The following is a 22,986-nucleotide window of genomic DNA, read 5'->3' as shown; positions in this document are numbered from 1 at the left end:
CCTACTCTGACTCTTGTTTGAATGGCCAAGCTTTTCTCAATCTTTGGAAGCGCCCGCTTCGTCGGCGAAATAGGCAGGCCGCTCGATCGTCCAAAGGTCACCCCAGAGTCGACCACCGCCATCCACCGTTACGACTTCTCCGGTCATAAAGCTCGAAGCCGGACTCGCCAGAAAGACCGCGGACTCCGCGATCTCGCGCAGCGTCCCGGTGCGACGCATCGGATTTGCGCGATGGAACTGGCGTCGCGCCTCCTGCGGGTAGACCTCGAGACCTTCACTGGCAGTGAGCCCCGGCGCGATGCAGTTCACGCGAATGCCCAATGGAGCCCACTCCACCGCCACGGTGCGCGTGACGCCGACGACACCAGCGCGCGCCGCCATGGAGTGGGCGATGCCTGGGATGCCGGGGTCCACGACGGCCACCACGTTCACCAACACCCCGGGTTGGCCTGCATCCCTCCAATGACGCGCGGCCGCCTGCATCATGTGCCAGGTGCCATTGAGGTTGGTATCGATGACGGCATTCCAGCCCTTGGCTGCGAAGTCGATGGCCGCCTGGGGAAACTGCCCGCCCGCGTTGTTGATGACAGCCGTGAGCACGCCCGCCTCCTGCGCCAGCCAGGCAAACAGCGCAGCCACTTGCTCGGGATCGCGGACGTTGGCCACCTTTGCCCGCACGTGCGCGCCCCGGGCTTGGGCGAAGCGCTCCACCGCCTCGAGTTTCTCCACAGTGCGCCCGCAGATGAAGACCCGCGCACCCAGCCGAGCCAGGAGCAGCGCAATGGCGCGCCCGATGCCCGTGCCGCCTCCTGAAACCAACACCGCCTGACCCGCAAACAATCCCGGTGCGTAGACCGTGGGCTCATCCCACAGGGCCTGCATAGCTTCTTCGCCAGTGTGTTGCGCATCCACGGTCAGCCCCTGAGCAGTTCGCCGCTGATGATGATCTTGCGCACCTCTGTCGTGCCGGCGCCGATTTCCAAAAGTTTGATGGTGCGATAGAGCCGGTTGATCTCCGACTCCCAGATGTAGCCCGTTCCGCCATGCACCTGCAGCGCCTCGTCCAGCACGGCATGCATGCCGTTGGCGGCGAACATCACCGAGGCGGCCGTGAGCTTGTGAATCTCGCCCCGCCCCGCCTCGCCGCCTTCCAGCGCATTGACGGCACGCAACGTCTGATAGGTGAAGACGCGCATGGCCTCCACTTGCACGTACATCGAGGCGATCTTGTCCTGGATCATCTGGAAGCTGGCGATCGGCTTGCCGAACTGCTGGCGTGTGCGCGCATATTCAATGCTCAGATCCAGCGCCCGCTCCGCGATCCCGAGGCACAGCGGTGCGATCATGGCGCGCTCCAGATCCAGGCCGCTCATCACCACCTTGACGCCCCCGTTCTCCTCCCCCACCAGATTGGCAGCCGGCACGCGACATTCGTTGAACACGAGCTCGCCCGTCTGGCTGCCGCGGAAACCCATCTTCATCAGCTTCTGCGCGACGCCGAACCCCGGCATGTCTTTCTCCACCAAAAAGGCGGAAATGCCCTGGGAGCCTCGTTCGCGGTCCGTCTTGGCATAGACTAGCAGCACGTCGGCCACGGGGCCGTTGGTGATGAAGATCTTGGAGCCATCAAGCACGTAGTGGTCGCCCTCGCGCCGAGCCGTGGTACGCATGGAACCCAGTGCATCGGAGCCCGCGCCGGGCTCGGTCAACCCGAGTGCCCCCACAAGATTGCCGCTGGTCAAGCCTGGGACAAAGCGTGCCTTCTGCTCATCGCTGGCATTGCGCAGAATGTTGTGCAGACACAGGTTCTCGTGGGCAACCCATGCCAGTGCAAGCGCATGGTTCCAGCGAGCGAAGGCCTGCAACACCAAGCCGCTGGTAAAGAGATCCAGTCCCGTGCCCCCCAGCGCTTCGGGGGCCGTGATGCCGAAATAGCCATTGGCGCCGATGCGCGCAAAGACATCGGCAGGCCACCACTCCTCGTCGTCCATACGTTGCGCGAGCGGGTAGAGCTCAGCACGCGCAAAGCGGTCAGCCTGCGCAAGTACCTCCAACTCGTCGTCCAACAGGCCGGCGAACACTTGGGAGACAGGACGCCGATCGATATGCAAGCTACCCTCTGACATGGTTACTCCAGGCTGAGACGCGCAAGCGGCGTCAGGTTTAGCGAAATTCCGCCGCTGGCGGTTCATAATTTGAGTGACACTCATCATGCCAACGAAGCAACGTCGTTGCAATACTAGGGAAAACCACAAACATCTCTATATGAGTACCACTCAATAATCTATCGGACAACCCGCAACAGAACACGGAGTACAGGTGCAGATAAACTGGCCCTTCCAATCGGTGCTGATCGCCAATCGCGGCGAGATCGCATCGCGCATCGTCCGCACGGTGCAGCGCCTCGGCCTACGGGCAGTGGTGGTACACCACGCCGTGGACGCACAGACGCCCGCAGTCCGGCAGGCCGACGCTGCTGTCGAGATCCACGGCACTACGCCCGTGGCGGCCTACCTGGATGGCGCGCAGATCATCGATGCGGCACGCAGCGCGGGGGCCGGTGCCATCCATCCCGGCTATGGCTTTCTCTCGGAGAACGCGACGTTCGCGCGCCAATGCGCGCAGGCCGGACTGGTCTTCGTTGGCCCCTCACCGGAGGTCATCGACCTGATGGGCGACAAGGTCCGGGCCCGCGCATTCGTGGCCCAAGGAGGCTTCCCGGTCGCGCCCTCCGCCATCGAGGATGACGACCCAGATAGCTTCGTTGAACGCGCACTGGCGGTCGGTTTCCCGCTGCTCATCAAGCCGGCCGCGGGCGGTGGCGGCAAGGGTATGCGCATCGTGCGTGAAGCCGAGCAACTGCGGCCTGAATTGGAGCGCGCGCGCAGCGAAGGCCAGCGGTACTTTGGCGACGGGCGGCTGTACGTGGAACGATTTATCGAAAACCCCCGGCACATCGAGGTACAAGTGCTAGGTGATCACCACGGCAACGTCGTGCATTTGTTCGAGCGCGAGTGCTCGGTGCAGCGTCGCTTCCAGAAGATCGTGGAAGAGTCGCCATCGCCCGCCTTGACGCCTGAACTGCGTCGCGACATCTGCGCCACGGCCGCCGGCATTGCCAAGCGCGCGGGCTACAGCAACGCAGGCACCGTGGAATTCATCTTCGGCAGCGGCGAGTTCTACTTCCTGGAGATGAACACGCGGCTTCAGGTCGAGCACCCGGTCACCGAGGAAGTGCTGGGCATCGATTTGGTGGATCAGCAGCTGCTCGTCGCGGCCGGAAACAAGCTGGCTTTTACGCAAGCCTCGCTGCTTCCGCGCGGTCATGCGATCGAGTTTCGCATCTATGCCGAGGACCCGGCCCGCGGCTATCTGCCGACCACAGGCCCGATCCTGGCCTTGCACGAACCACGTGGCCCAGGCATCCGCGTCGACTCCGGCATCGCCGCCGGGCAGGAGGTCACCGCGGCCTTCGACCCTATGCTGGCCAAGCTGATCGTCTCTGGCGCCACGCGCACCGAAGCCATCGCGGCTGCGCAGCGCGCCCTCGGCGACTACGTGCTGCTGGGCTGCAAGACCAATACAGGATTCCTGCGCCGGCTGCTCTCCCATCCCGCTTTCGTGGCGGGCGAGATCCACACCGGGTTCTTGGATGCGCAGCCCGAAGTCGCCGCGGAGCCTCCAATACCCACAGATACGCTGCATCGGCTGCTGGCCATCGCCGCGATGGCCTCGCGCCCGGTGCGCGCTGCCGCCGATGCCGTGCCGGACCTGCACGCCGCGATGGGCGACTGGAGAAACTAATGGCGCACGCATTCTTCCTCAATGGTAAGGAGCACGAACTCTGGTTGTCGCGCGCAGGCGGGGGCTATCGCCTGCACACCGACGGGAAGCAGTTCCCCATCGGCCTCCTTGCCCGCGGCGATCACGCGCACGAGCTGCTCATCCATGAAGACAGTTGCCGCACTTTCATCGCACGGCGGGGCGACGAGGTGCATGTGCACCTTGACGGCGAAAGCTACATCCTGAGCTATGTCCACAACTTGAAACGCTTCGCGAGCGAACAAAAAGACGAAGGCGAAGCCGTGGCGCGCGCTCCCATGCCGGGCTCAGTCATCGCCGTGTCGGTCGAAGCCGGCCAGCAGGTGCAGCGAGGCGCCCCCCTGATGGTGATCGAGAGCATGAAGATGGAAACCACAATCAATGCCGCGTGCGACGGCGTCGTGCAATCCCTGCACGTGAGCGTCGGACAGACTTTTGACCGCGATGCCGTGCTTGTCAGCCTAGAGAGGAGCGCCACGGCATGAACCGTATTGAATCCGTACTGAATACGCGCTCCGCTGATTTCCTGGCCAACCGGCAGCACAACCTGGCGTTGGCTGCGACACTCAGGCAGCAACAGGAAGCCGTTCGGCACCAGCGGCCCGAGCGCGACATGCAACGGCTCGCGCGCCAGAACAAGATGTTCGTGCGCGAGCGCCTGCAGCAACTCCTCGACCCCGGCACCCCTTTCCTGGAACTTTCCACGCTCGCTGGCAACATGGAATACGACGGCGAGGTGCCCGGCGCGGGCGTCGTCACGGGCATCGGCATCGTCAGCGGCCGTGAAGTGATGATCAACGCCTCCGACGCCAGTGTGAAGGGTGGAGCCTGGTACCCGCTATCGGTCAAGAAGATCGTGCGAGCAACCGACATTGCCGTCGAGAACCGACTGCCCATGGTCCATCTGTGCGACAGTGCTGGTGGCTTCCTGCCACTGCAGGCGGACCTGTTTGCAGACCGCCACTACGCGGGGCGCATCTTCCGAAATCAGTCGATCCTCTCGAAGATGGGCGTTCCCCAGGTGGCCATCGTGCTGGGGCATTGCACGGCCGGTGGCGCCTATGTGCCGGCGCTGTCGGACTACAGCGTGATCGTTCGCGGCAACGGCGCCATCTTCCTGGGTGGACCTCCACTGGTGAAGGCCGCTACGGGCGAGGAAGTCAGCGCCGATGATCTCGGCGGCTGCGACGTGCATACGCGACTGTCGGGTACCGCGGACTATCCGGCGAGCAACGAGTACGAAGCCATCGCCATCGCCCGGGACGTGGTGGCGCAATGGAAGCGTCCTCAAAAAGCCGTGGTTGAATGGCAGGAGCCCGAGGCGCCCTACTACGACCCGTCCGAGCTGTACGGCATCGTTCCGCGCGACATCAAGGTGCAGTTCGACATGCGCGAGATCATCGCGCGCATGGTGGACGGCAGTCGCTTCCACGAATACCAACCCGCGTACGCCCCCACACTGCTGTGCGGCTTCGCTCATCTATGGGGCTACAAGGTCGGCATCCTGGCCAATAACGGCGTCCTGTTCAACGAGAGCGCGCAGAAGGGCACGCACTTCATCGAGTTGTGCAACCAGAACCGCACGCCCCTGCTGTTCCTGCAGAACATCACCGGCTTCATGGTTGGGCGCGATTACGAACGACGTGGCATCACCAAGGACGGCGCCAAAATGATCATGGCGGTGGCGGGCTCCGAGGTGCCCAAGTTCACGGTAGTGTGCAACGGCTCCTTCGGCGCGGGTAACTACGGCATGTCGGGACGCGCTTTCGATCCGCGTTTCTTGTTCATGTGGCCGCAGAGTCAGATCTCGGTCATGGGCGCCGAGCAGGCCGCCAACGTGCTGGCCGAGATCAAGCTGCGGCAGTTCGCGCGCAAGGGCGAAGAGCTCTCGCCGGAAGAGGTGGCGGCCATCCGCGACCCCGTGCTGCAGGACTACAGACTCCAGTCGAGTGCGCTGTACTCCACGTCGCGCCTCTGGGACGACGGCATCCTGGATCCGTTGGACACGCGCAATTCCTTGGGCATGGCGCTGAGCGCTTCGCTGAACCAGCCGATCGCGCCACCGAGCTATGGCGTCTTCCGCATCTAAGGCCATGCCGCGGCTGCGGTTGGACTCCATCGAGCCTGGCATCGTGGCGCTGACTCTGGTGCGCGCAGCCGGGCCGAACGTGATGGACGAGCACTTCTGTGCGCAACTGCAGGCCGCCTGCAACGCACTGGCGCACGTTTCAGGAACGCATCGCGGCCTTCGGGCAAGGCCGGCGCTCAGGGTAAGCTCAGGTGTTCCGATTGTCGGCCGCCATCCATGAAGACCTCCACCAAACCGCCCGTCGCCCGGAAGCCCGTCAAGGCCTCCAATGCGGCGACCGCCGTCGCACCATTGTCCGAACGTCGCCAGCGACGGGCGGACGAGATCCTCGCGGCTGCACGCCAGGTGTTTCTGGAAAAAGGCTTTCAGGGCACCGCGGTCAGCGAGATTGCCAATCGCGTGGGCATTGCTGAGGGGCTGGTGTTCAACTACTTCCCGACCAAGCGCGACCTGTTGCACGAGGTGCTGCGCGCGATGTACGAGCCGCTGATCCGGGACGTGGAAGAAGGTTTCGCGCGCATCCAGGGTCTGCGCTCGCGGCTACGCTTCATCGTCTGGCGGCATGTGCGTGTCTATGTCGAAACACCCGGCCTCGCTAAGCTCGTGCTGCATGAGGTGCGGACGGGCCCGGAGTACACCGGCGCGGGCCTGCACGATCTGCAGGTACGCTACACACAATTCGTGCGCCTCGCACTTGAAGATGCCGTGCGGGATGGCGAGCTGGCCGCAGGCGTCGACGTAGACGCGGTGCGCGCCATGCTGTACGGCGGCCTTGAACACTTGATGTGGCCAACGCTGTATGGAAACCAGCGCATCAACGTCGACTCTGTGGTCGACAGCTACACCAACCTCATGCTGCACGGCCTACAGGCGACGCCAACGGTAGGTGGCGTGGAAGCCCGGCTTGCGCGCCTGGAGGCGCTGCTCGCGACAGGACGCCCGCCCCGCGCCTGAGGCCGGTCGCGAGGACCATGCCCTCCGCGGAATCGCGAAGCGCGTGATGGGAACTACGCATCATGCAGCGGGCTGCGCCCGCATGACGTCCGGTACTGCGACATCGCGTCGCTCAAGCAAGCGACCGAGCAAGCCTTGCCCATGCTGCGCCAATTGCGCACGCGACGCGGCGGGAAGCACCATCCACGGTGACCGGCCGAATCTTCCACTGGGCGCTGCGCAACATCTCCAGCCGCTACATCTCCCTCACTGAACCGCAACCTGCTCCATGTCCCTATTTGTGCGACATGCGAACATGATCTGGCACTGCCCACTCTGCACCAACTCCTGCGTGGCCGAGCGAATCTCAAAGCGCAGATCGACGATGCCGCGACCCGGCTTACGGGTCGTGCGCGCGCCGGCGACGGAGATGACCGCATGCAATGTGTCACCGGCACGCACCGGGCTATGGAAGGCCCACTGGACGCCCAGCATGCCCAGTACCGTGCCGCTGAACAGGCCTGCCTGCGCGCCCATGCCCAGCGCCATGCCCAGCACCATCGGCCCGTGCGCGATACGGCCGCCGTAGCCGGCTTCGCGCGCGAATAGCTCGTCCACATGCAGCGGATTGAAGTCGCCGCTGAGCCCCGCGAAGCCGATCACATCGGCCTCGGTAATGGTGCGGCGTGGCGTGACAATGCTGCGGCCCGGCGTGAAATCCTCGTAGTACCAACCCATATCCTGCTCCTGCAAATCAGAGATGCTCACTGCACTGCCTGCCCGCGCTTCTTGAGCACGCGCAGGTCCACCATGCCAGCCACCGTGCGCGGGTCGGTACCGGCCGGAAACAGTTGGTGCTTCTGGATCTTCTGCGTGGCCGTGGTCGGGATGTGGTCCGTGATCCACACCCAGCCTGGCGCCTTGTAGTAGGCCAAGCCTATGAAGCAGAAGTCGAACAATGCGCGTGCCATCGTCTCGCGCTCGAACACTACGCTGGGGCGCAGCACTACACAGGCCAACACCTCCTCTTCGCGGATCTCGTCGGGCACCGCCAGTACGGCCACGTGGGCGACATCGGGGTGCGTCTGCAACAGCGCTTCTACCTCCGCTGCGGCAATGTTCTCGCCGGAGCGGCGGATGATGTTCTTGCGGCGGTCGACGAAATGCAGCATCCCGTTCGAGGCGCGACGCACGATGTCCCCCGTATGGAACCAGCCGCCGCGCCAAGCCTGCTCCGTGGCCGCCTCGTCGTCGAGATAGCCGCTGAAGAAGTCCTTGCGGGGCGTCGCCTCCGAGTGCCGGATGACCATCTCGCCCGGCGCTTCGTCCGGCACGTCGTGGTCCGCATCATCGACCACGCGCACCTCGACCCCTAGCTGCGCGGTACCGAATGCGCGCTGGCCGACCTGCCGCGAAGGCAGGTTGTCAGCCAGCGCCCGTACCATCTCGGTCATGCCCCAGATCTCGATCAGCGGGAAGCCGAAACGCCGCTCAAAGACTTCATGCAGCTGCGGCTCCACGCCGGCACCGATCGCGAAGCGCACCGTATGCGCCCGGTCCAACGCCGAGGCAGGCTGGCTCAGCAGCATCGGGACGATGACGCCCAGATAGTGGACCGCGGTGGCACGCGAGGCACACACCTCCGGCCAGAAGCGCGCCGTGTGGAAACGGTCGGTCTGCACCTGGCAGTTGCCGGTCAACATCACGCTGAAGAATGACAGCACCGAAGCGTTGACATGGAATAGCGGCAGTGGGTTGTAGAGCCGCTCGGCACCTTCGGCGAAGGCGCACAACCCGCCACGCGTGGCATACCAAGCGCCCGAGGCCAGTTCGTAGCGGTGTGACAGCACGCAGCCCTTGGGGCGCCCCGTCGTACCCGAGGTGTAGAGCACGCTGGCGGGTGTTTCGGCCATTGGCCGGTTCGGCTCGGCTGGGTTCTGGGGGCGCGGCAGGTCCACAGCGAAGTGGGCCAGCCGCACCACGGCGGGCCGGTTCCGGGCCTCCGACAGCGCTGCCGCAAGCAGAGGCTCCAGCGGTTCGAGTACCACAACGACATCGACCCGCGCGTGGTCAAGCACGTAGGCCATTTCACGCGGGCGATGATCCCCGTTCAGCGGCACGCAGCACACGCCCAGCATGTTCATGGCCAGCTTGTGCAGCAGGTGCTCAGGTCGATTTTCCATCAGCAGCGCGATGCGGTGGCCCACCCCATAGCCGGCACGCGCATACACCTCCGCGAGCTGATGCACCGCGTCCCGCGCTTCGCCGAAGCTGACCTCCAGGCCCTGAGGGTAATAAGCACGCCCAGGGTTCGCCGGCACAGCCAAGAAGGTGTTTTCACAGTAAGCCTGCGCCGCACGCAGGAAGCACTCGCCGATGGTGGAGTGGTCGTCGATGGGAATCACGTTGCAGTTCCTGTTTCGAAAATGGCGACGGCAGCAGATCGTCGCCGAGTAGAACGAATTTTGCTCATTATTTGATAGTCACTCAATCCACTAGTGCTGCAACAGATAGAGGGTATGTCCCTATAACTACCATGTTTCCATTCGAACGAAAAAGTAGTCTGATCGCTAATCTTGAGACATATTTGAGCGTCCCTCATTTCCTTTGATAGGAGACACTTTTGAAAGCGTCCGTACTAGCCCCACTCGCTTGCACCGTCGCCCTGCTGGGCATGGCCGCCCATGCCCAGACCACCGACAAAGTGCGCATCGGCTTCTTGACCGACATGTCCAGCGTGTTTGCTGACATCGACGGCAAGAACGGCGCCATTGCGGTCCAGATGGCGATCGACGACTTCGGCGGCAAGGTGCTGGGCCGTCCGATCGAGCTCTTGTCCAGCGACCACCAGAACAAGGCTGACATCGCCGCCTCAAAGGCTCGCGAATGGATCGATACGGCCGGCCTCACCGCTCTGCTCGCGGGCTCCAACTCCGGCGTTGGCCTGGCGCTCGCCAATCTCGCGCGCGATAAGAAGCGCGTGTACTTCAACATCGGCGCCGGCAGCCCCTCACTCACCAACGAGCAATGCACCCCCTACACGGTGCACTACGCCTTCGACACGGTGGCGCTGTCGCGTGGCACCGGAGGCGCCGTGGTCGCCGCTGGCGGGAGGAACTGGTACTTCCTAACCGTGGACTACGTATTCGGTCACTCGCTGGAAGAAGACACTGCCAAGGTGGTGCGGGCCAGCGGCGGTAACGTCATCGGCGCTGTGCGACATCCGCTGAATGCGCCAGATTTTTCCTCATTCCTGATGCAAGCACAGAACTCGAAGGCGCAGATCCTCGGCCTTGCCACGGCCGGCACCGACGCGCATAACGCCATCAAGGCCGCGCGCGAGTTCGGCATCAACCGCTCCATGAAGATCGCGGCCTTGATGTTCTTCAACACCGACGTAGATGCCTTGGGTATGAAGAACACCGAAGGCCTGCTATTCACTACAAGCTGGGACTGGAACCTCAACGCAGATTCGCGCGCCTTCGGCCGGAAATTTTTCGCCAAGACCAAGCGGATGCCTAGCGACCTGCAGGCCGCCGACTACTCAGCCACCATGAACTATCTGAAAGCGGTGCAGGCGGCCGGCACCACCAATGCCGACGCCGTGATGGCCAAGCTCAAGAGCACGCCGATCGAGGACTTCTACGCGAAGGGGACCATCCGACCGGACGGGCGCTTTGTGCACGATATGTATCTCGTGCAGGTGAAGGCGCCGGGCGAGTCCAAGGAACCCTGGGACTACCTCAAGCTCGTCAAGCAACTTTCGGGCGAAGAGGTATTCACGCGCAAAGCAGAGAGTCGTTGCTCACTGTGGCAGTGAGAGATGCAAGGCGCGATCTCGCGGTCACGTGTCACACTCAGCGCAATGGACGAGAGCTGCCGCAATTGCGCTGACTATGTCACGTCTGCTGAGCATCAGCATGATGGATCAACCAGTTCAGCTCAGGTTCCAGTCGCCTCCACTCCACGCCGGAGGCCATGTGTCCATAAGGACTGTCGAGCTCCAGATAGCGGCGCCCCTGCGGCCGACGCGTCACCAATTCAGTCACACGCGAATCCGGCGGGAAAATGGCATCGGTGGTGCAAACCACGAAGAGCATGCGTGCACGGATGTCGTCGATGCGATCGCGCACGTCGAAGTTCTCGGCGGCACCGGCCAGCGCGACCATGCTGTTAGGGTCAAAGCGCTGCGCCCAGCCACGACTTGACTTTTCGAGCGCGGCCTGCCGTTCTGCAGAGGAGCCCAGACGATCTTCGTACAGTCGCTCGAGCCCGTACGAGCGCAGCGTCTCCAGGCGCAGCTTGAACAACTCTTCCACCATGCCTGGATCGTCGTAGTGCCAGCCGCCGTGCCAGTGCGGGCATTGTGCGAACCGCGCTCTCTGGGCATCGGCACTGATGCCCGGTGGATGGGTGAGCCCCGACATGAAAACTCCGATGGCGCCAACCATGGCAGGCTGGTCCAGCGCCCATTGCAGGGCCTGCCAGCCACCATACGACGGCCCAAGCACCGCGTGCAGCCGCTTGACGCCCAGATGCTGCAGCAACCGGTGCTGCGCGCCCACGATGTCGGTCAACGTGATGCGCGGAAAGTCGGGCCCCCAGGGGCGGCCGGTGCTCGGGTTCAAGGTTCGCGGACCAGTGCTCCCGAAAGAGGACCCCAGCATGTTCGAACAAACGACGTAGTAGCGGCTCGTGTCGAGTGGCCGGCCAGGGCCCATCAACGGTGCCCATGAGCCTTCCGCCGTGTGGTGCCCCGCGGAGAGCATCGAAGGGCCACTGGTGAAGCCGTGCGTCACCAGGATCGCATTGCGGCCGTCGGGCACCAGTGTTCCGTGGGCCACATAGGCCACTTCCAATTCAGGCAAGGTGGCGCCCGAGGCGAGCGTGAATGCGCCGAGGCGGGCGACCTGCAAAGGGGACTGGTTGGGACTGATACTCATGTTATTGCGCCTTGATGCCGGCCGACTTGATGACCCCGGCCCATTTTTCGGTCTCCGCGCGCACGAAGGCGGTGTACTCACTCTGGGACGATCCCACAACCTGGGCGCCGATGGCCTCCTGCTGAGCCCTGAACCGCGGGCTACTGACGGCTGCGATCGCAGCCTTGTGCAGCGCTTGCACCACCGCCTCTGGGGTTCCGCGAGGGGCAGATAGGCCGCTCCATGCGGTGACCTCGAAACCGGGATAGCCCTGCTCGGCCACTGTCGGCACCGCTGGGAAGAGTGGATTACGCTGCGCGCTGGTGACGGCAAGCGGCACGAGCTTGCCATCGCGCACGTAGGGGATCACCGAGTCCTGGTTCAGGAACATCACTTGCACCTGACCGCCCAGCAGGTCCGTCAGCGCCGGAGCACCCCCTTTATAGGGAACATGAAGCAGCGAGATGCCCGCTCGCTGGCGCAGCATTTCCATCGACAGGTGTCCGGATGATCCATTGCCCGAGCTGCCGTAAGTCAGTCGGCCAGGATTGGCACGAGCATGGGCGACCAGGTCGGCGAGCGTCTTGAAGCCGAGATCCTGCCGACTCACCAGCACGTTGCAACCGGCGCCCAGTTGCGCGATGTGCACGAAGTCCCTATTGATGTCGAAGCTCTGGTCAGGCATGAGCGTCTGGTTCGTGGCGTTGCCCATCCACGAAAGCATGAGCGTATGCCCATCGCGCGGCGCCCGCGTCAACAGGGTGGCCGCGATGTTGCCGCCCGCGCCGGGTCTATTGTCCACGATCACCGGCTGGCCAACCACCTTCGAGAATTCATCGGCGAACTGCCTGGCGAATGCGTCAGACGCCCCCCCCGGCGGCGCTGCCACCAGCAGTTGGATCGGCTTGGAGGGAAAGTCCGCGGATGGCTCGGCAAGCACCTCCCCCGAAGCCAGGCAGGCAGTGAGCAGTAAGGCGCCTAGCAGTGCGCGGCGGCGCGGCGGCAATTCCGTGTGCACGTCAGTCATGAGTCTCCTTGTAGTTTTTCGCGTGGATTCGGATCTTCAGGCTTGCAGCCCTGTCTGCCAAATTGCATAGTTGGACGACCTATTAGCCATCCTGAAACCTCATGGAACCCACAGCCACAGTCCTTCTCAATCGGCTCACCTCGCGCGGACGGCTGCGCCACGTTCAGGTGCTGCTCAAGCTGGCTGAGTTGGGCAGCGTGCTTCGCACGGCAGATGCCATCGGCATGACACAGTCCTCGGTGACGCAGACGCTGGCCTATCTCGAACGCCTGCTGGAAGTTGACCTGTTTCAGAGGCATGCGCGGGGCATGCGACCGACTGCAGCCTGCCTAGCCGTGATTCCCGCAGCGCGGCAGATGATGCAGGGGGTGACCCAAAGCGCCGAACAGATCGCCACCTTGCATCGTGCCGGCGAGGGCACCGTACGGCTGATCGGTTCGGCCTCCGCCCTGAGTGGCCTGCTGGTCCACACACTGCCCGCATTCACCAGCCGGTATCCGCAAATGCAGGTGCAACTCCGCGAGGCCGAGGGAGCGGACCAGTTGATGGCGATCGCGAGCTCCGAGGTCGACCTGGTCGTCTGTCGCCGGCCTGCGGTAGTCCCCGAGGGCTGGGTATTTCGCAAGCTGTTGGACGATCGGCTCGCTGTGCTGTGCGCATCCACACACCCGCTGGCCGGTCGACTGGCCGGCTGGAAGACCCTCGCCGCTTCTACTTGGTTGCTTGCACCTGCCGGGTCGTTGGCGCGAGTGCAGTTCGATCATTTGCTCGACAAGTGCTTCCCCACGCCGCCAAGGCTGCACCCGCTGATCACCCGCTCAAACATCCTGTTGCTTCGATTGCTGCAAGAGCCGGGTGTGGTGGGGCTACTTCCGCTCAGCCTGATGCGGCACCTGATGCGCGGAGATCAACTGGCGGAAATCCGCACGCGCGAGCGCATGCCACTGGAGCCAATCGGATTGCTGTTACCGGCCGCCGGGGCCGGCCGTGGCACGGTGCGACTGGCGGAATATTTGGGTGACGCAGCGCACGGATCAACCGACTCACACCGGGCTGAATAGAGGAACAAAGCGGGCATTTAGGGCGCGCAGGGGTGCCCCCCGCTCTCCTCCTTCAGGTGGATTGACGCCCGTCCGGACTTGGACGCAACGTACTTGAGGCCGCGATCCGCAATCGGAATGGCAATGCGGCGGCGCCCCGGGGCGCAAAGTGCTGCCGTGGCTGCTGCCCCACGTCAACCTCGGCGCGCCGTGCTAGAGCGCGCGGGTCGATGCCGTCCACTTCAATCGCGAACTGCTGAAATTCGCCATCCATCACGGCCTCGAGCCGCGACGGGTGGGCATCGCGCGCGGCACGACTCACCAGCGCGGCTCCGTCGGCCTCAGGGACGCCGGCGCGCTGGATGCCTTCGCTCGAGGCAGCACGTTCGGAATTGCCAACCTGCGGGCCGCCCCTCCGCGAGCCACCTAGCGTCAGCGCTACTCAGTAGCGTGCTCGCATCACAGGCAAAGGCCATCGCCAGGCATGTCTAGACATTCAAATCGAATACCTCGGACCAAACTCCCGGCAGGATCGACGTGCCACGTTAGCTTTTACTGATACGCGATGGCTTGTCCTGCATCGCTCTTGATATTTCCCCATGATTTGAGGATAGCGGCCTTCACGCCATCCGGCATCGGCACATAGTCAAGCTCAGCAGAGGCCTTGTCACCACTCTTGTAGGCCCAGTCGAAGAATTTCAGCACGGCGGCAGCCTGAGTCGGCTTTTCTTGCGCCTTGTGCATCAAGATGAATGTGGCTGTGGTGATCGGCCAGGCATCTTTGCCCGGCTTGTTATTGAGAATCTGATAGAAGCTCTTGGCCCAGTCGGCGCCAGCAGCGGCTGCCTTGAAGGCAGCCTCCTCGGGAGAAACAAAAGAGCCGGAGGAATTCTGCATCTGCGCATATGTCATCTTGTTCTGCTTGACATAGGCATACTCCACATATCCGATTGAGTTAGGCAGGCGACTCACGAACGCAGCGACGCCTTCGTTTCCCTTTCCGCCCACACCGTTGGGCCAGTTCACTTCCGTGCCCTCCCCAACCTTGCTCTTCCATTCAGGATTCGTTTGGCTGAGGTAGTTCGTGAAAGCGAAACTTGTGCCGGAACCGTCGGCGCGGCGAACAACGGCAATCTGGGCATCGGGCAGTGCAAGCGATCCATTCAGCGCCCTGATGGCAGGGTCATTCCATTTGCTGATCTTCCCAAGATAGATGTCGCCCAAGACCGGACCGCTCAGCTTCAGCTGTCCAGGGCCGATCCCCGCAATATTGACGACGGGCACTACCCCACCTATGACAGTAGGAAATTGAACCAAGCCTTTGGCCCGCAGCTGATCATCGGTCAGAGGAGCATCCGAAGCGCCGAAGTCGACCGTCTTGGCTTCGATTTGCTTGATCCCCGCCCCAGAACCCACCGATTGATAGTTGATCTTGATGCCGGTGGCCTTATTGAATTCTGATGCCCACTTGGAATAAAGCGGTGCAGGGAAGCTTGCGCCGGCACCCGTGACCACTTGGGCATTTGCTGGCAGATGCGCGAGCACGGCCAACAGGGCAGTGACAGGAAGTTGAAAGTAAGTTCGTGAAATCATGATTTATCGGCGAAGATAGAAATTGAGGGAAGCTCAGTTTAGAACGCATGCAAGTCAAGATCGTGAAAAGCACTCCTCTCCCTTGACTACATCAGGCGCGTGACTGGTCGAGATCCCGTTGACTTTTTGCAGCTCGAAGCCGCCGGTTACAGCAATGCCCTCGACCTTTTCGACGGGCTATGAGAACGGAGCATGGGCAGATCTGCCGAGAGCAGCGCTGCCGCATCGAATATGACGATCGCATCGCATGCAAGACCCATTGATCCTGAGTCTTCGGGACTCAGTGATGCAATCGAGTCCCGACTGCGGAATGATTGCGGTCAATAAATGGCGCGTCGCGCGATGAATTCGAGCACTTTTTGATTGAACTCCACCGGCTTCTCGAAGTAGGTCGAATGCCCCGCATCGTCCACAACAACAAGCTCCGCCCCGGGCACCAGCGGTACCACTTCGCGCGCCACCGCGACAGGAACGATCGGATCCTCGCTGCCAACCAGCATCAACGTCGGACACTGCACCTGCCCGAGCGCCTCCATTGGAACTAGGCGATCAGGTTGCATCAGGGAACCGATCGCGGCGTCCCACCGGTCAGCCGATATCGAGTGCGTGCTTGGGTTGAAGTGGTTGATTTGCGCGTACAAGCCGGCTTTGTCCGGATGGTTCTCGAGGAACCAGCGACCCATTGAGCGCTGCTCAATCGCAACAGCTCGTTGAGAGATCCGCCGGGCGGCCAAGATCTCCAGCAAGACGGGGTGATTGATCGCGAGCGACGTATCACAGCCAATGAACGCGGCCAGGCGATCTGGATGAGTCAAGGCCAGCTTCAGTCCGATCATTCCTCCGAGCGACTGCCCGACCAGACTAACCTTGTCGAGCTTCTCCTTGTCGAGTATCCGCGTCACGTCTTCGACAAAATTCTCCAGAACGAACTCCTCAATCGGTGCGGCTGATCGCCCAAAGCACCGTATGTCCATCGTGATGCACGTGTAGTGCCGGCTGAACACCGGTAGTTGCTGCCACCAAGTCGCGGCGTTGGAGCCAGCGCCGTGGCAAAACAGCACCGCTCGACCTTCACCGTGACGCTCGTAGTAAATCTGGCGTCCCCGGGAATCTGCAAATGGCATGGTCTTCTATCTCTTTCAGTTTGCTTTGAGATTTAGGCTGCGCACCAAGGCTCCCCAACGTTCGGTGTCGGCGTTGACCAACTGCGCATACTCCTGCGGGGTCGTGCGAAGCACGGACAATCCTTGGGCTTCCAACTGCTTACGCAGCGCCGGCTCTCTCAGGGCCGAGTTCATTGTGGAATTGATCTTGTCAACCACGGCTGCAGGCGTACCCTTGGGTGCGGACAGGCCGACCCAGGATGTCACGGTCAACTGCTTGTATCCAAGCTCTGCGAATGTAGGCACATCGGGTGTGTCCGGGCTTCGTGTTGCGCCCGAAGTTGCAAGCACCTTGAGCTTTCCAGCCTGTACCGATGCCAACACAGAAGTCGGAGGCACCACGCTAACAGAAACCACCCCGGCCAGAACGTCCTGCAAAGCAGGACCGCCGCCCTTATATGGGATATGCGTCATTTGGGTATGCGTGGCACGCTGCAAAAGCTCCATGACTAGGTGACCAGTACTGCCCGTGCCGGAGCTCGCGTAGTTTATTTTCCCGGCCTCACGACGAGCCTGCTCCACGAGATCCTGGAAGCTCGAAATACCTGCATCGCTGCGTACCACAAGCCACTGAGCACCCTCCCCGATCGCGCCGATATGCTCAAAACTCTTGACGATGTCAAAGGACAGCTTGGAGTACATGCTCTGACTGATGGTGTTGAACATGCCCGTCATGGTGAGCGTGTAGCCATCAGGCGGGGCACCCGCACCTATTTGCGTACCCACAATATTGCCGGCGCTCGGCCGGTTGTCGATCACCACGGGCTGCTTGAGCATCTGCGACATCTGCTGCGCGAGCGGTCTCATGGTCAGGTCATAAGGCCCGCCCACCGGGGCCGGTACCACGATGCGGATGGGACGGGACGGCCAGTTTCCAGTCTGGGCGTACGCTGCCCCGATGGAGGTGCTCGCGAGCACGGCGACTAGGAAAAGGCGACGCAGGGGGTTCTTCATCGTGCTGTCTCTGTCGGCGGTCGAACGCCGCTGCATTGGCTGGTGACAGCAGAATCTTCGATCTTCGAGCAATCGTAAACAAATTAATATTTTGCCATTTCGATTAGACTTCCTAATGGCCTTCCAGTCCCCCACATCGTTGCTCAACCGATTGCTCGCGCGCGGCAAGTTTCGGCACATCCAAGTGCTGCTCAACCTGGCTGAACTGGGCAGCGTGCAGCGTACGGCGGAGGCGGTTGGCCTGACGCAGTCTTCGGTGACACAGACGCTGGCCTATCTGGAGCAGCTTCTGGAGACCCGACTGTTCGACCGGCACGCCCGCGGTGTGCGTCCAACACCGGTGTGCGTAGACTTGCTGCCCGTTGCTCGCCAGTTGCTTCTTGGGCTTGCCAGTGGTTCTGAAATACTGGCAGCTCGGCAGAATCAGGGAGCGGGATCCGTGCGCATGATTGGTTCCGCCTCAGCCATCCATGGGTTGCTCTTCGAAGCATTACTCCAATTCAGTTCGGTGCGCCCGAGCATCCAAGTGCATCTGCAGGAGGTCGAAGGGGAAGACCAGTTGCTCGCGATCTCGCGCGACGAGGTCGATCTCGTCGTTTGCCGGCAACCCGTTGTTACCCCCGAAGGCTGGATCTTCGACGCCCTCCTTAAAGACTGCTTTGTTGTCTTGTGCCGGGCCGACCATCCTCTTGCTGGCGCCCGAAAGCCGAGCCTGAGGGACTTGGCGGCCCAGACTTGGCTGCAGCTCCCGGCGGGATTGGCAGCGAGAAGTCGATTCGACGAATTGGCCGCAGCCTTTCCGGCGCCACCGGGCACCTTTCCGATCGTTACGCGCTCGATGCCAATGATCTGGTGGCTACTTCTGCGTAAAAATCTGCTGGCGCTAATGCCGTTGAACCTTGCGCGCCCAATGCTCGACTCCGGCCAACTCGCGCAAGTGCACTGGGGACCCGCTGCAGAACTCGCGCCGATCGGGATGCTTCGCCCGGAATCCGGCCTTGGATCTGCTGCGATGCAGCTGTGTGAATTTCTTAAGGAGCGAGCGCAGACAGTCCACAACATTCAACAAAAGCCCTCCGAAATTGCTGCGTCGCCCGATAGCCGCCGCGGCAGAGGTAGAACTGGCAGTGGTCAGCCAAAGCCCGAGAACAAGGCATCCAAGGATGACAAGCACCTACCCCCGGGACAACGTCAATCGGCCAAAAACCGCGTTTGAAGCCCAGCCTCGCAGTTGCAGATGATCGACCAATCGCACCGACCGTGATCTCGCCACCCCTAGTGTAGTGCGCCACGTAAATATGTACTTATCTCTTGGTCCGCGCCAGGGCGGCCTTGGCTCGCGTGACCTTGGCCAGAATGTCGGTGGCGCTGGCGGTCCAGATGAAGGCCTTGGGATTGGCGTTGTGGTGCTCGACGTAGAGATCGATCGCCAATTCCAGCTCAGGCACGCTGGTGAAGCTGTCGCGCCGGATGCGGTTCTCCGAGATGTCGCGGAAGAAGCGCTCGACCATGTTGAGCCACGAAGCACTGGTGGGTGTGAAGTGCATGACAAAGCGCGGGTGCTTGGCGAGCCAGGCTTGAACCTCTGGGTGGGTGTGGGTGCCGTAGTTGTCCACGATCAGGTGCAACTTCAGGTGCTTGGGCGTCTTGCGCTGGATCAGGCGCAGGAACTGCAACCACTCGGCGTGGCGGTGTTGCTGCTGGCACATCGAGATCACGGTGCCGTCCAGGGTGTTCAAGGCGGCGAACAGGGTGGTCGTGCCGTGGCGCTTGTAATCGTGCGTGACGGTGCCGGCGCGGCCTTTCTTCATCGGCAAGCCGGGCTGAGTGCGGTTGAGCGCCTGGATCTGGCTTTTCTCGTCGCAGCTCAGCACCAAGGCGCGCTCGGGTGGGTTCAGATAGAGCCCCACGACGTCCAGCAGCTTGTCCTCGAAGCGCGGGTCCCGCGAGAGCTTGAAGGTGCTTTGCCTATGCGGCTTCAGACCGTTGCGCTTCCACACGCGGCGAATCGTTGTCGGCCCCACGCCGAGCTGCGCGGCCAGCGTGCGCGTGCTCCAGTGCGTGGCCGCGATGGGCTTTTCGTGAAGCGTCTTGTCCACGACGCTCGATTCAAACTCGGCGGTGGTCACGCTCGGGGTACGCCCTGGGCGCGGCGCATCCTGCATCAGTGCCTCCACCCCGCCTTCCAGGAAGCGCTGGCGCCACAAGGCCACCTGGCGCCGATCCAGATCGACCTCGGAGGCGATGTCCTTGTTCTGCCAGCCCTGAGCGGCCAACAACACGATCTTGGCGCGCTGCTGCACACGAGCCTCGACGCGGCCTCGCCGCGCCAAGGCCGTCAACTCTCGTTGAACAGCCGCATCCAGTTCGATCCTTGGGGCAATGCGCATGACGACCTCCGCCGAGGTCGGAGTGTATCAAATAAGTTCTATTATTTCAAGCGCACTACACTAGTTGGTGATGATGCGAATGCGCTCGCGCTTGCAATCACGAAGGATCGGCTGTAGCCGTTCGACCAGGTACAGGTCGCGCACCGGATGCTCCGGTTTTCTGATGTGCGCCACCTGAGCTGCGCTCATGGTCACTTCGGGCGTCGAATCGAAGCAATGGTAGTCCAGCGCTCCACGAGCAACCAAATCAGAAGCAGGCTCGAAGCGATTACGCGATCATGCTGTCGAGGCTCCAAGGAGGACGGCATTGGAGGAAGGTTACGGCGGCGCTCATTGCGCACCTCCAAACTTGCCTGCGCAGCCCCGGTAGCCATCCGTCACTGCGATGGGAATCTACAGCATCAAGAAGACAGCGCGTTGCCAGATTCCTCGAAACCGAGGGTGCGCGGGCGCCCCCCTCCAGCACTTCGTTAAGCACAAAACCCGCAGGACCCAGTGGTCTATGACCCGTAACCTAATTCGCTTCATTGCGGCATTGATGAGTTGGCGTTCCGGATTCGCCCGTACCGGGCGTTCTACGGGCAGAGTCTATGTAGCTAGCGTCCTCAACCATCTCGATTCGAGAGCCTTGCTTCGCAAATCCATCTGACCTAGCGCGCGTAAACCCTACAGGGGACCCATGGATACAGCGGAAAAATCCTGACACGAAGAGCGAGCACACATCCTTTGGACAGGGCTCTCTTCGACTTCAACGTATGGGTCTTTCATTCACAACATCTCGCCGATCTGAGGTCGGCGCACGGAGATACACATGAGACGAGTGGTGCACCTGGGTGTGCTGGCAGCAGCGACGACAACCGCGACGCTGGCATTGCTTTCCGCGTGCGGCGGTGGGGGAAGTAGCAATAGCGGGCTGCTTGGGTTGGCTGGACAGACGGGCTCGACGGGCTCGACTGGGTCGACGGGGACGACCGCGCAGACCGGGTTGGCCTGCGACGAATCAATGAAGACGGCCTTCAAGCCAGATGCAAACACGACCGTCTTGCAAGTAAAGAAAGTCAAGAAGGGCGACGCGTATTTCGGTGTCACGGCCCAGCAGGCAGCCTTTCTGGGCGGGCCGGCCGTGTTCGCGGCCGATCTTTGCATGGTGAAGCTCCTCGTTGGGCCTGGCGTTCCGGGGCCCGACGGGGCGCCTTCCACGTCGCGCGGCATCGGCATTGAGGTGTGGTTGCCGGAGAAAGATGCCTGGATCCACCGGGTTCACGTCCTGGGCACCCCAGGATGGTCGACCGGCGGGCCGGAGACGACGCTCGACAAGATGACCCTAGGTAGCGGCATGTGGGGTACCGATGACTCACCGGCGCGCGTGGCCACCGATGAGGGCGCGGTCACCTCCATGACCGACACTGGAATACAGTCTCCGACGCAGGGCTCTTTCGCGCTGAACCCTGACAAATCAGACAATGCAGCCGGCTGGCGAGATTGGACTTATCGCGGTCTCTACGAGCAGGCGGTCAAGACCAAGGCGCTGGCGACGGCCTACTATGGCTCAGCGCCGCAATATTCGTACTTCTCTGGTGGCTCGGGCGGTGGTCGACAGGCGCTGCATGTTGCCCAGAATCTGCCGGAGCAGTACGATGGCATTCTTGCGGCGATGCCGGGGCCAGACTGGAGTTCCTTCCTCCCTGAGGTCTATCCGGCCCTGCTGGCGCTGCGCGAACTCGGTGGCAACGATCCTGTGGCGCAGTTGGACTTGGCGTCGCGGGCAGCTGTATCGGCTTGCGACATGGTCGGGGGCCAGCATCTTGGCTTCATTCTCGACATCAAGAGCTGCCGCTACGACCCGACCAAGGATACGGCCGTCCTGTGCACCACCGACGGCGGTACGAACAGTACCTCTGCCTGCCTGACGCAAAAGCAAGCTCTGGTCATGAACAAGATCTGGTACGGGCTGACAGTCGATGGCAGCGTGCCTGATCCGGCCATCGACAACGGCTTTGACGCGCCGCCGTCGGGGGTACGGAAATGGTACGGCTACCCGCGGGGGGGCTATATCCGCTCGCTGCTGAATGCATTCACCTGGTTGGGCGGCCCGGGCGTAGGGCGTGACGTCGCTGCGATAGCACTGCACGATCCCAGCATGGGCACGGCTACGTTCATTAACGCCACTGGCAACGGCCAGGACGGGTGGATGAACTTGACCTACGCACAACTCGCCGACGCGTACGACAAATTCAAGGCGATGAACGGCCAATTCGGCTTCAACACAAACAATCCCGATCTGACTCGGCTTCGGGACGCGGGCACGAAACTCTTGCATACGAGCAACGTGCACGACGCAAGTGTATGGTTGCAGGGACACACCGACTACTATGACCACGTTGTGGCTCAAATGGGCGGCTTGGCGGCCGTGCAGAACTACTACAAGCTCTACGTGCTCCCAGGATTGTTCCATGGCGAGTTCAATGGGTCGGCAAATCGCGAGTCCAATCCACCAGCTCCCGTCGCCTTTCAGACGTATCAGGCCCTGGTCAGTTGGGTGGAAAAGGGAATCTCGCCGGACACGATGGTCTTTAATTCGCCCAAGGACGGATACGTGCCCCCGATTTGGACAGGTTTTGGCCCTACGGTTGGACCCGAGATGAGCCTTCCGGCGTGTGCCTATCCGACGAAGGCAACCTATGTCAGCGGCGACATCCTCAAGGCGGCCAGCTACGCTTGCAAGTAGCCTTTGAGCAGCCGGACGCCGAGGCTTTCGAAGATGAGGGTGTCGCGTCCGCACCAAGGGGGCAGCGAGACAGCGCCACGAAGATGGGGCATGGGCCCTCGTCTTCGGGGCTGCACGCTGAACAGTACAGAGATGTCCCCCGAAGTCACGATGCCGCTTGCCGTCAGGATTAGTGCGCCTGCTCGGCTCCGCTGACCTCAGTCGTGGAACCAGCCTCTTCGCAACGAGATGGCAGTGCAGTCGCAAAAGCCAGCCCGCATGCGCAATCAAGCGCGGCGTATTGCAGAGCGCATTGGACGCCGCCTCTGCATCCGGCCGGGCAAAC

Annotated in this window: 18 protein-coding genes and 1 pseudogene; 8 read left to right on the top strand and 11 right to left on the bottom strand. The window is 62.3% G+C overall.

Annotated features, from left to right (window positions below):
• Positions 1–36: 36 nt before the first annotated feature.
• Positions 37–912: an SDR family oxidoreductase gene (locus VAR608DRAFT_RS01930; protein WP_231973128.1), complete on the bottom strand. Its 876-nt coding sequence runs from the start codon at positions 910–912 to the stop codon at positions 37–39.
• A gap of 2 nt (positions 913–914) precedes the next feature.
• Positions 915–2,126: an acyl-CoA dehydrogenase family protein gene (locus tag VAR608DRAFT_RS01925; protein ID WP_088952530.1), complete on the bottom strand. Its 1,212-nt coding sequence runs from the start codon at positions 2,124–2,126 to the stop codon at positions 915–917.
• Between the two features lie 220 nt (positions 2,127–2,346).
• Here VAR608DRAFT_RS01925 and VAR608DRAFT_RS01920 point away from each other — a divergent pair, with 220 nt between their 5' ends.
• The 4 genes from VAR608DRAFT_RS01920 to VAR608DRAFT_RS01905 all read left to right on the top strand — a co-directional run bounded on the left by VAR608DRAFT_RS01920 (position 2,347) and on the right by VAR608DRAFT_RS01905 (position 6,865).
• Complete coding sequence (locus VAR608DRAFT_RS01920; protein ID WP_088958550.1) at positions 2,347–3,804, top strand: acetyl-CoA carboxylase biotin carboxylase subunit; 1,458 nt, start codon at positions 2,347–2,349, stop codon at positions 3,802–3,804.
• Positions 3,804–4,307 (top strand): acetyl-CoA carboxylase biotin carboxyl carrier protein subunit, encoded by a 504-nt coding sequence (locus VAR608DRAFT_RS01915; protein WP_088952529.1) that lies wholly within the window; start codon positions 3,804–3,806, stop codon positions 4,305–4,307. Before VAR608DRAFT_RS01920 ends, VAR608DRAFT_RS01915 begins: the two co-directional genes overlap by 1 nt.
• Positions 4,304–5,911 (top strand): acyl-CoA carboxylase subunit beta, encoded by a 1,608-nt coding sequence (locus tag VAR608DRAFT_RS01910; RefSeq protein ID WP_088952528.1) that lies wholly within the window; start codon positions 4,304–4,306, stop codon positions 5,909–5,911. Before VAR608DRAFT_RS01915 ends, VAR608DRAFT_RS01910 begins: the two co-directional genes overlap by 4 nt.
• Before the next feature lie 216 nt (positions 5,912–6,127).
• Complete coding sequence (locus VAR608DRAFT_RS01905; RefSeq protein WP_088952527.1) at positions 6,128–6,865, top strand: TetR/AcrR family transcriptional regulator; 738 nt, start codon at positions 6,128–6,130, stop codon at positions 6,863–6,865.
• A gap of 246 nt (positions 6,866–7,111) precedes the next feature.
• On the opposite strand, the gene VAR608DRAFT_RS01900 is transcribed toward VAR608DRAFT_RS01905, so the two are convergent.
• Positions 7,112–7,612 (bottom strand): MaoC family dehydratase, encoded by a 501-nt coding sequence (locus tag VAR608DRAFT_RS01900; protein WP_157730562.1) that lies wholly within the window; start codon positions 7,610–7,612, stop codon positions 7,112–7,114.
• Entirely contained in the window at positions 7,609–9,249 is a 1,641-nt protein-coding gene (locus tag VAR608DRAFT_RS01895) for an AMP-binding protein (protein ID WP_088952525.1), read from the bottom strand. The genes VAR608DRAFT_RS01900 and VAR608DRAFT_RS01895 overlap by 4 nt, the downstream gene beginning before the upstream one ends.
• 269 nt (positions 9,250–9,518) lie before the next feature.
• Here VAR608DRAFT_RS01895 and VAR608DRAFT_RS01890 point away from each other — a divergent pair, with 269 nt between their 5' ends.
• Positions 9,519–10,664, top strand: coding sequence for an ABC transporter substrate-binding protein (locus VAR608DRAFT_RS01890; RefSeq protein ID WP_088952524.1), 1,146 nt, complete (start codon positions 9,519–9,521; stop codon positions 10,662–10,664).
• Between the two features lie 79 nt (positions 10,665–10,743).
• On the opposite strand, the gene VAR608DRAFT_RS01885 is transcribed toward VAR608DRAFT_RS01890, so the two are convergent.
• Positions 10,744–11,787 (bottom strand): alpha/beta fold hydrolase, encoded by a 1,044-nt coding sequence (locus VAR608DRAFT_RS01885; protein ID WP_088952523.1) that lies wholly within the window; start codon positions 11,785–11,787, stop codon positions 10,744–10,746.
• Position 11,788: 1 nt separating this feature from the next.
• Positions 11,789–12,793: a Bug family tripartite tricarboxylate transporter substrate binding protein gene (locus tag VAR608DRAFT_RS01880; RefSeq protein ID WP_088952522.1), complete on the bottom strand. Its 1,005-nt coding sequence runs from the start codon at positions 12,791–12,793 to the stop codon at positions 11,789–11,791.
• Between the two features lie 101 nt (positions 12,794–12,894).
• Here VAR608DRAFT_RS01880 and VAR608DRAFT_RS01875 point away from each other — a divergent pair, with 101 nt between their 5' ends.
• The gene (locus tag VAR608DRAFT_RS01875) at positions 12,895–13,854 is read left to right on the top strand and encodes a LysR family transcriptional regulator (RefSeq protein WP_088952521.1); all 960 of its coding nucleotides are present in this window, start codon (positions 12,895–12,897) and stop codon (positions 13,852–13,854) included.
• Positions 13,855–14,385: 531 nt separating this feature from the next.
• Here the strand turns inward: VAR608DRAFT_RS01875 and pstS are convergent.
• The 3 genes from pstS to VAR608DRAFT_RS01860 all read right to left on the bottom strand — a co-directional run bounded on the left by pstS (position 14,386) and on the right by VAR608DRAFT_RS01860 (position 17,543).
• A complete protein-coding gene (gene pstS, locus VAR608DRAFT_RS01870; protein WP_443082969.1) occupies positions 14,386–15,429 on the bottom strand; it encodes a phosphate ABC transporter substrate-binding protein PstS in 1,044 nt (347 codons plus the stop codon).
• A gap of 317 nt (positions 15,430–15,746) precedes the next feature.
• Positions 15,747–16,550: an alpha/beta fold hydrolase gene (locus VAR608DRAFT_RS01865; RefSeq protein WP_088952519.1), complete on the bottom strand. Its 804-nt coding sequence runs from the start codon at positions 16,548–16,550 to the stop codon at positions 15,747–15,749.
• A 15-nt stretch (positions 16,551–16,565) separates the two neighbouring features.
• Positions 16,566–17,543, bottom strand: coding sequence for a Bug family tripartite tricarboxylate transporter substrate binding protein (locus tag VAR608DRAFT_RS01860; RefSeq protein ID WP_157730561.1), 978 nt, complete (start codon positions 17,541–17,543; stop codon positions 16,566–16,568).
• A 115-nt stretch (positions 17,544–17,658) separates the two neighbouring features.
• Here VAR608DRAFT_RS01860 and VAR608DRAFT_RS01850 point away from each other — a divergent pair, with 115 nt between their 5' ends.
• On the top strand, positions 17,659–18,759 hold the full coding sequence (locus VAR608DRAFT_RS01850) for a LysR family transcriptional regulator (RefSeq protein ID WP_157730560.1): 1,101 nt from the start codon (positions 17,659–17,661) through the stop codon (positions 18,757–18,759).
• Between the two features lie 88 nt (positions 18,760–18,847).
• Here VAR608DRAFT_RS01850 and VAR608DRAFT_RS01845 read toward each other — a convergent pair whose 3' ends face one another.
• Both VAR608DRAFT_RS01845 and VAR608DRAFT_RS01840 read right to left on the bottom strand, forming a co-directional pair.
• The gene (locus tag VAR608DRAFT_RS01845; RefSeq protein WP_088952517.1) at positions 18,848–19,933 is read right to left on the bottom strand and encodes an IS630 family transposase; all 1,086 of its coding nucleotides are present in this window, start codon (positions 19,931–19,933) and stop codon (positions 18,848–18,850) included.
• A gap of 60 nt (positions 19,934–19,993) precedes the next feature.
• Positions 19,994–20,191 (bottom strand): annotated as a pseudogene (locus tag VAR608DRAFT_RS01840) (acyclic terpene utilization AtuA family protein); the annotation flags it as partial.
• Positions 20,192–20,744: 553 nt separating this feature from the next.
• Between VAR608DRAFT_RS01840 and VAR608DRAFT_RS01835 the strand changes: the two are divergent.
• Positions 20,745–22,661 carry a tannase/feruloyl esterase family alpha/beta hydrolase gene (locus VAR608DRAFT_RS01835; protein WP_088952515.1) on the top strand — a complete coding sequence of 639 codons (1,917 nt, stop codon included), beginning with the start codon at positions 20,745–20,747 and terminating at the stop codon, positions 22,659–22,661.
• Positions 22,662–22,986 lie beyond the last annotated feature (325 nt).

The sequence above is a fragment of the Variovorax sp. HW608 genome, assembly GCF_900090195.1.
Classification (GTDB): Bacteria; Pseudomonadota; Gammaproteobacteria; order Burkholderiales; family Burkholderiaceae_C; genus Variovorax.
The sequence above is the reverse complement of the archived record's forward strand: the minus strand, read 5'-3'. Positions and strand labels throughout refer to the sequence as shown.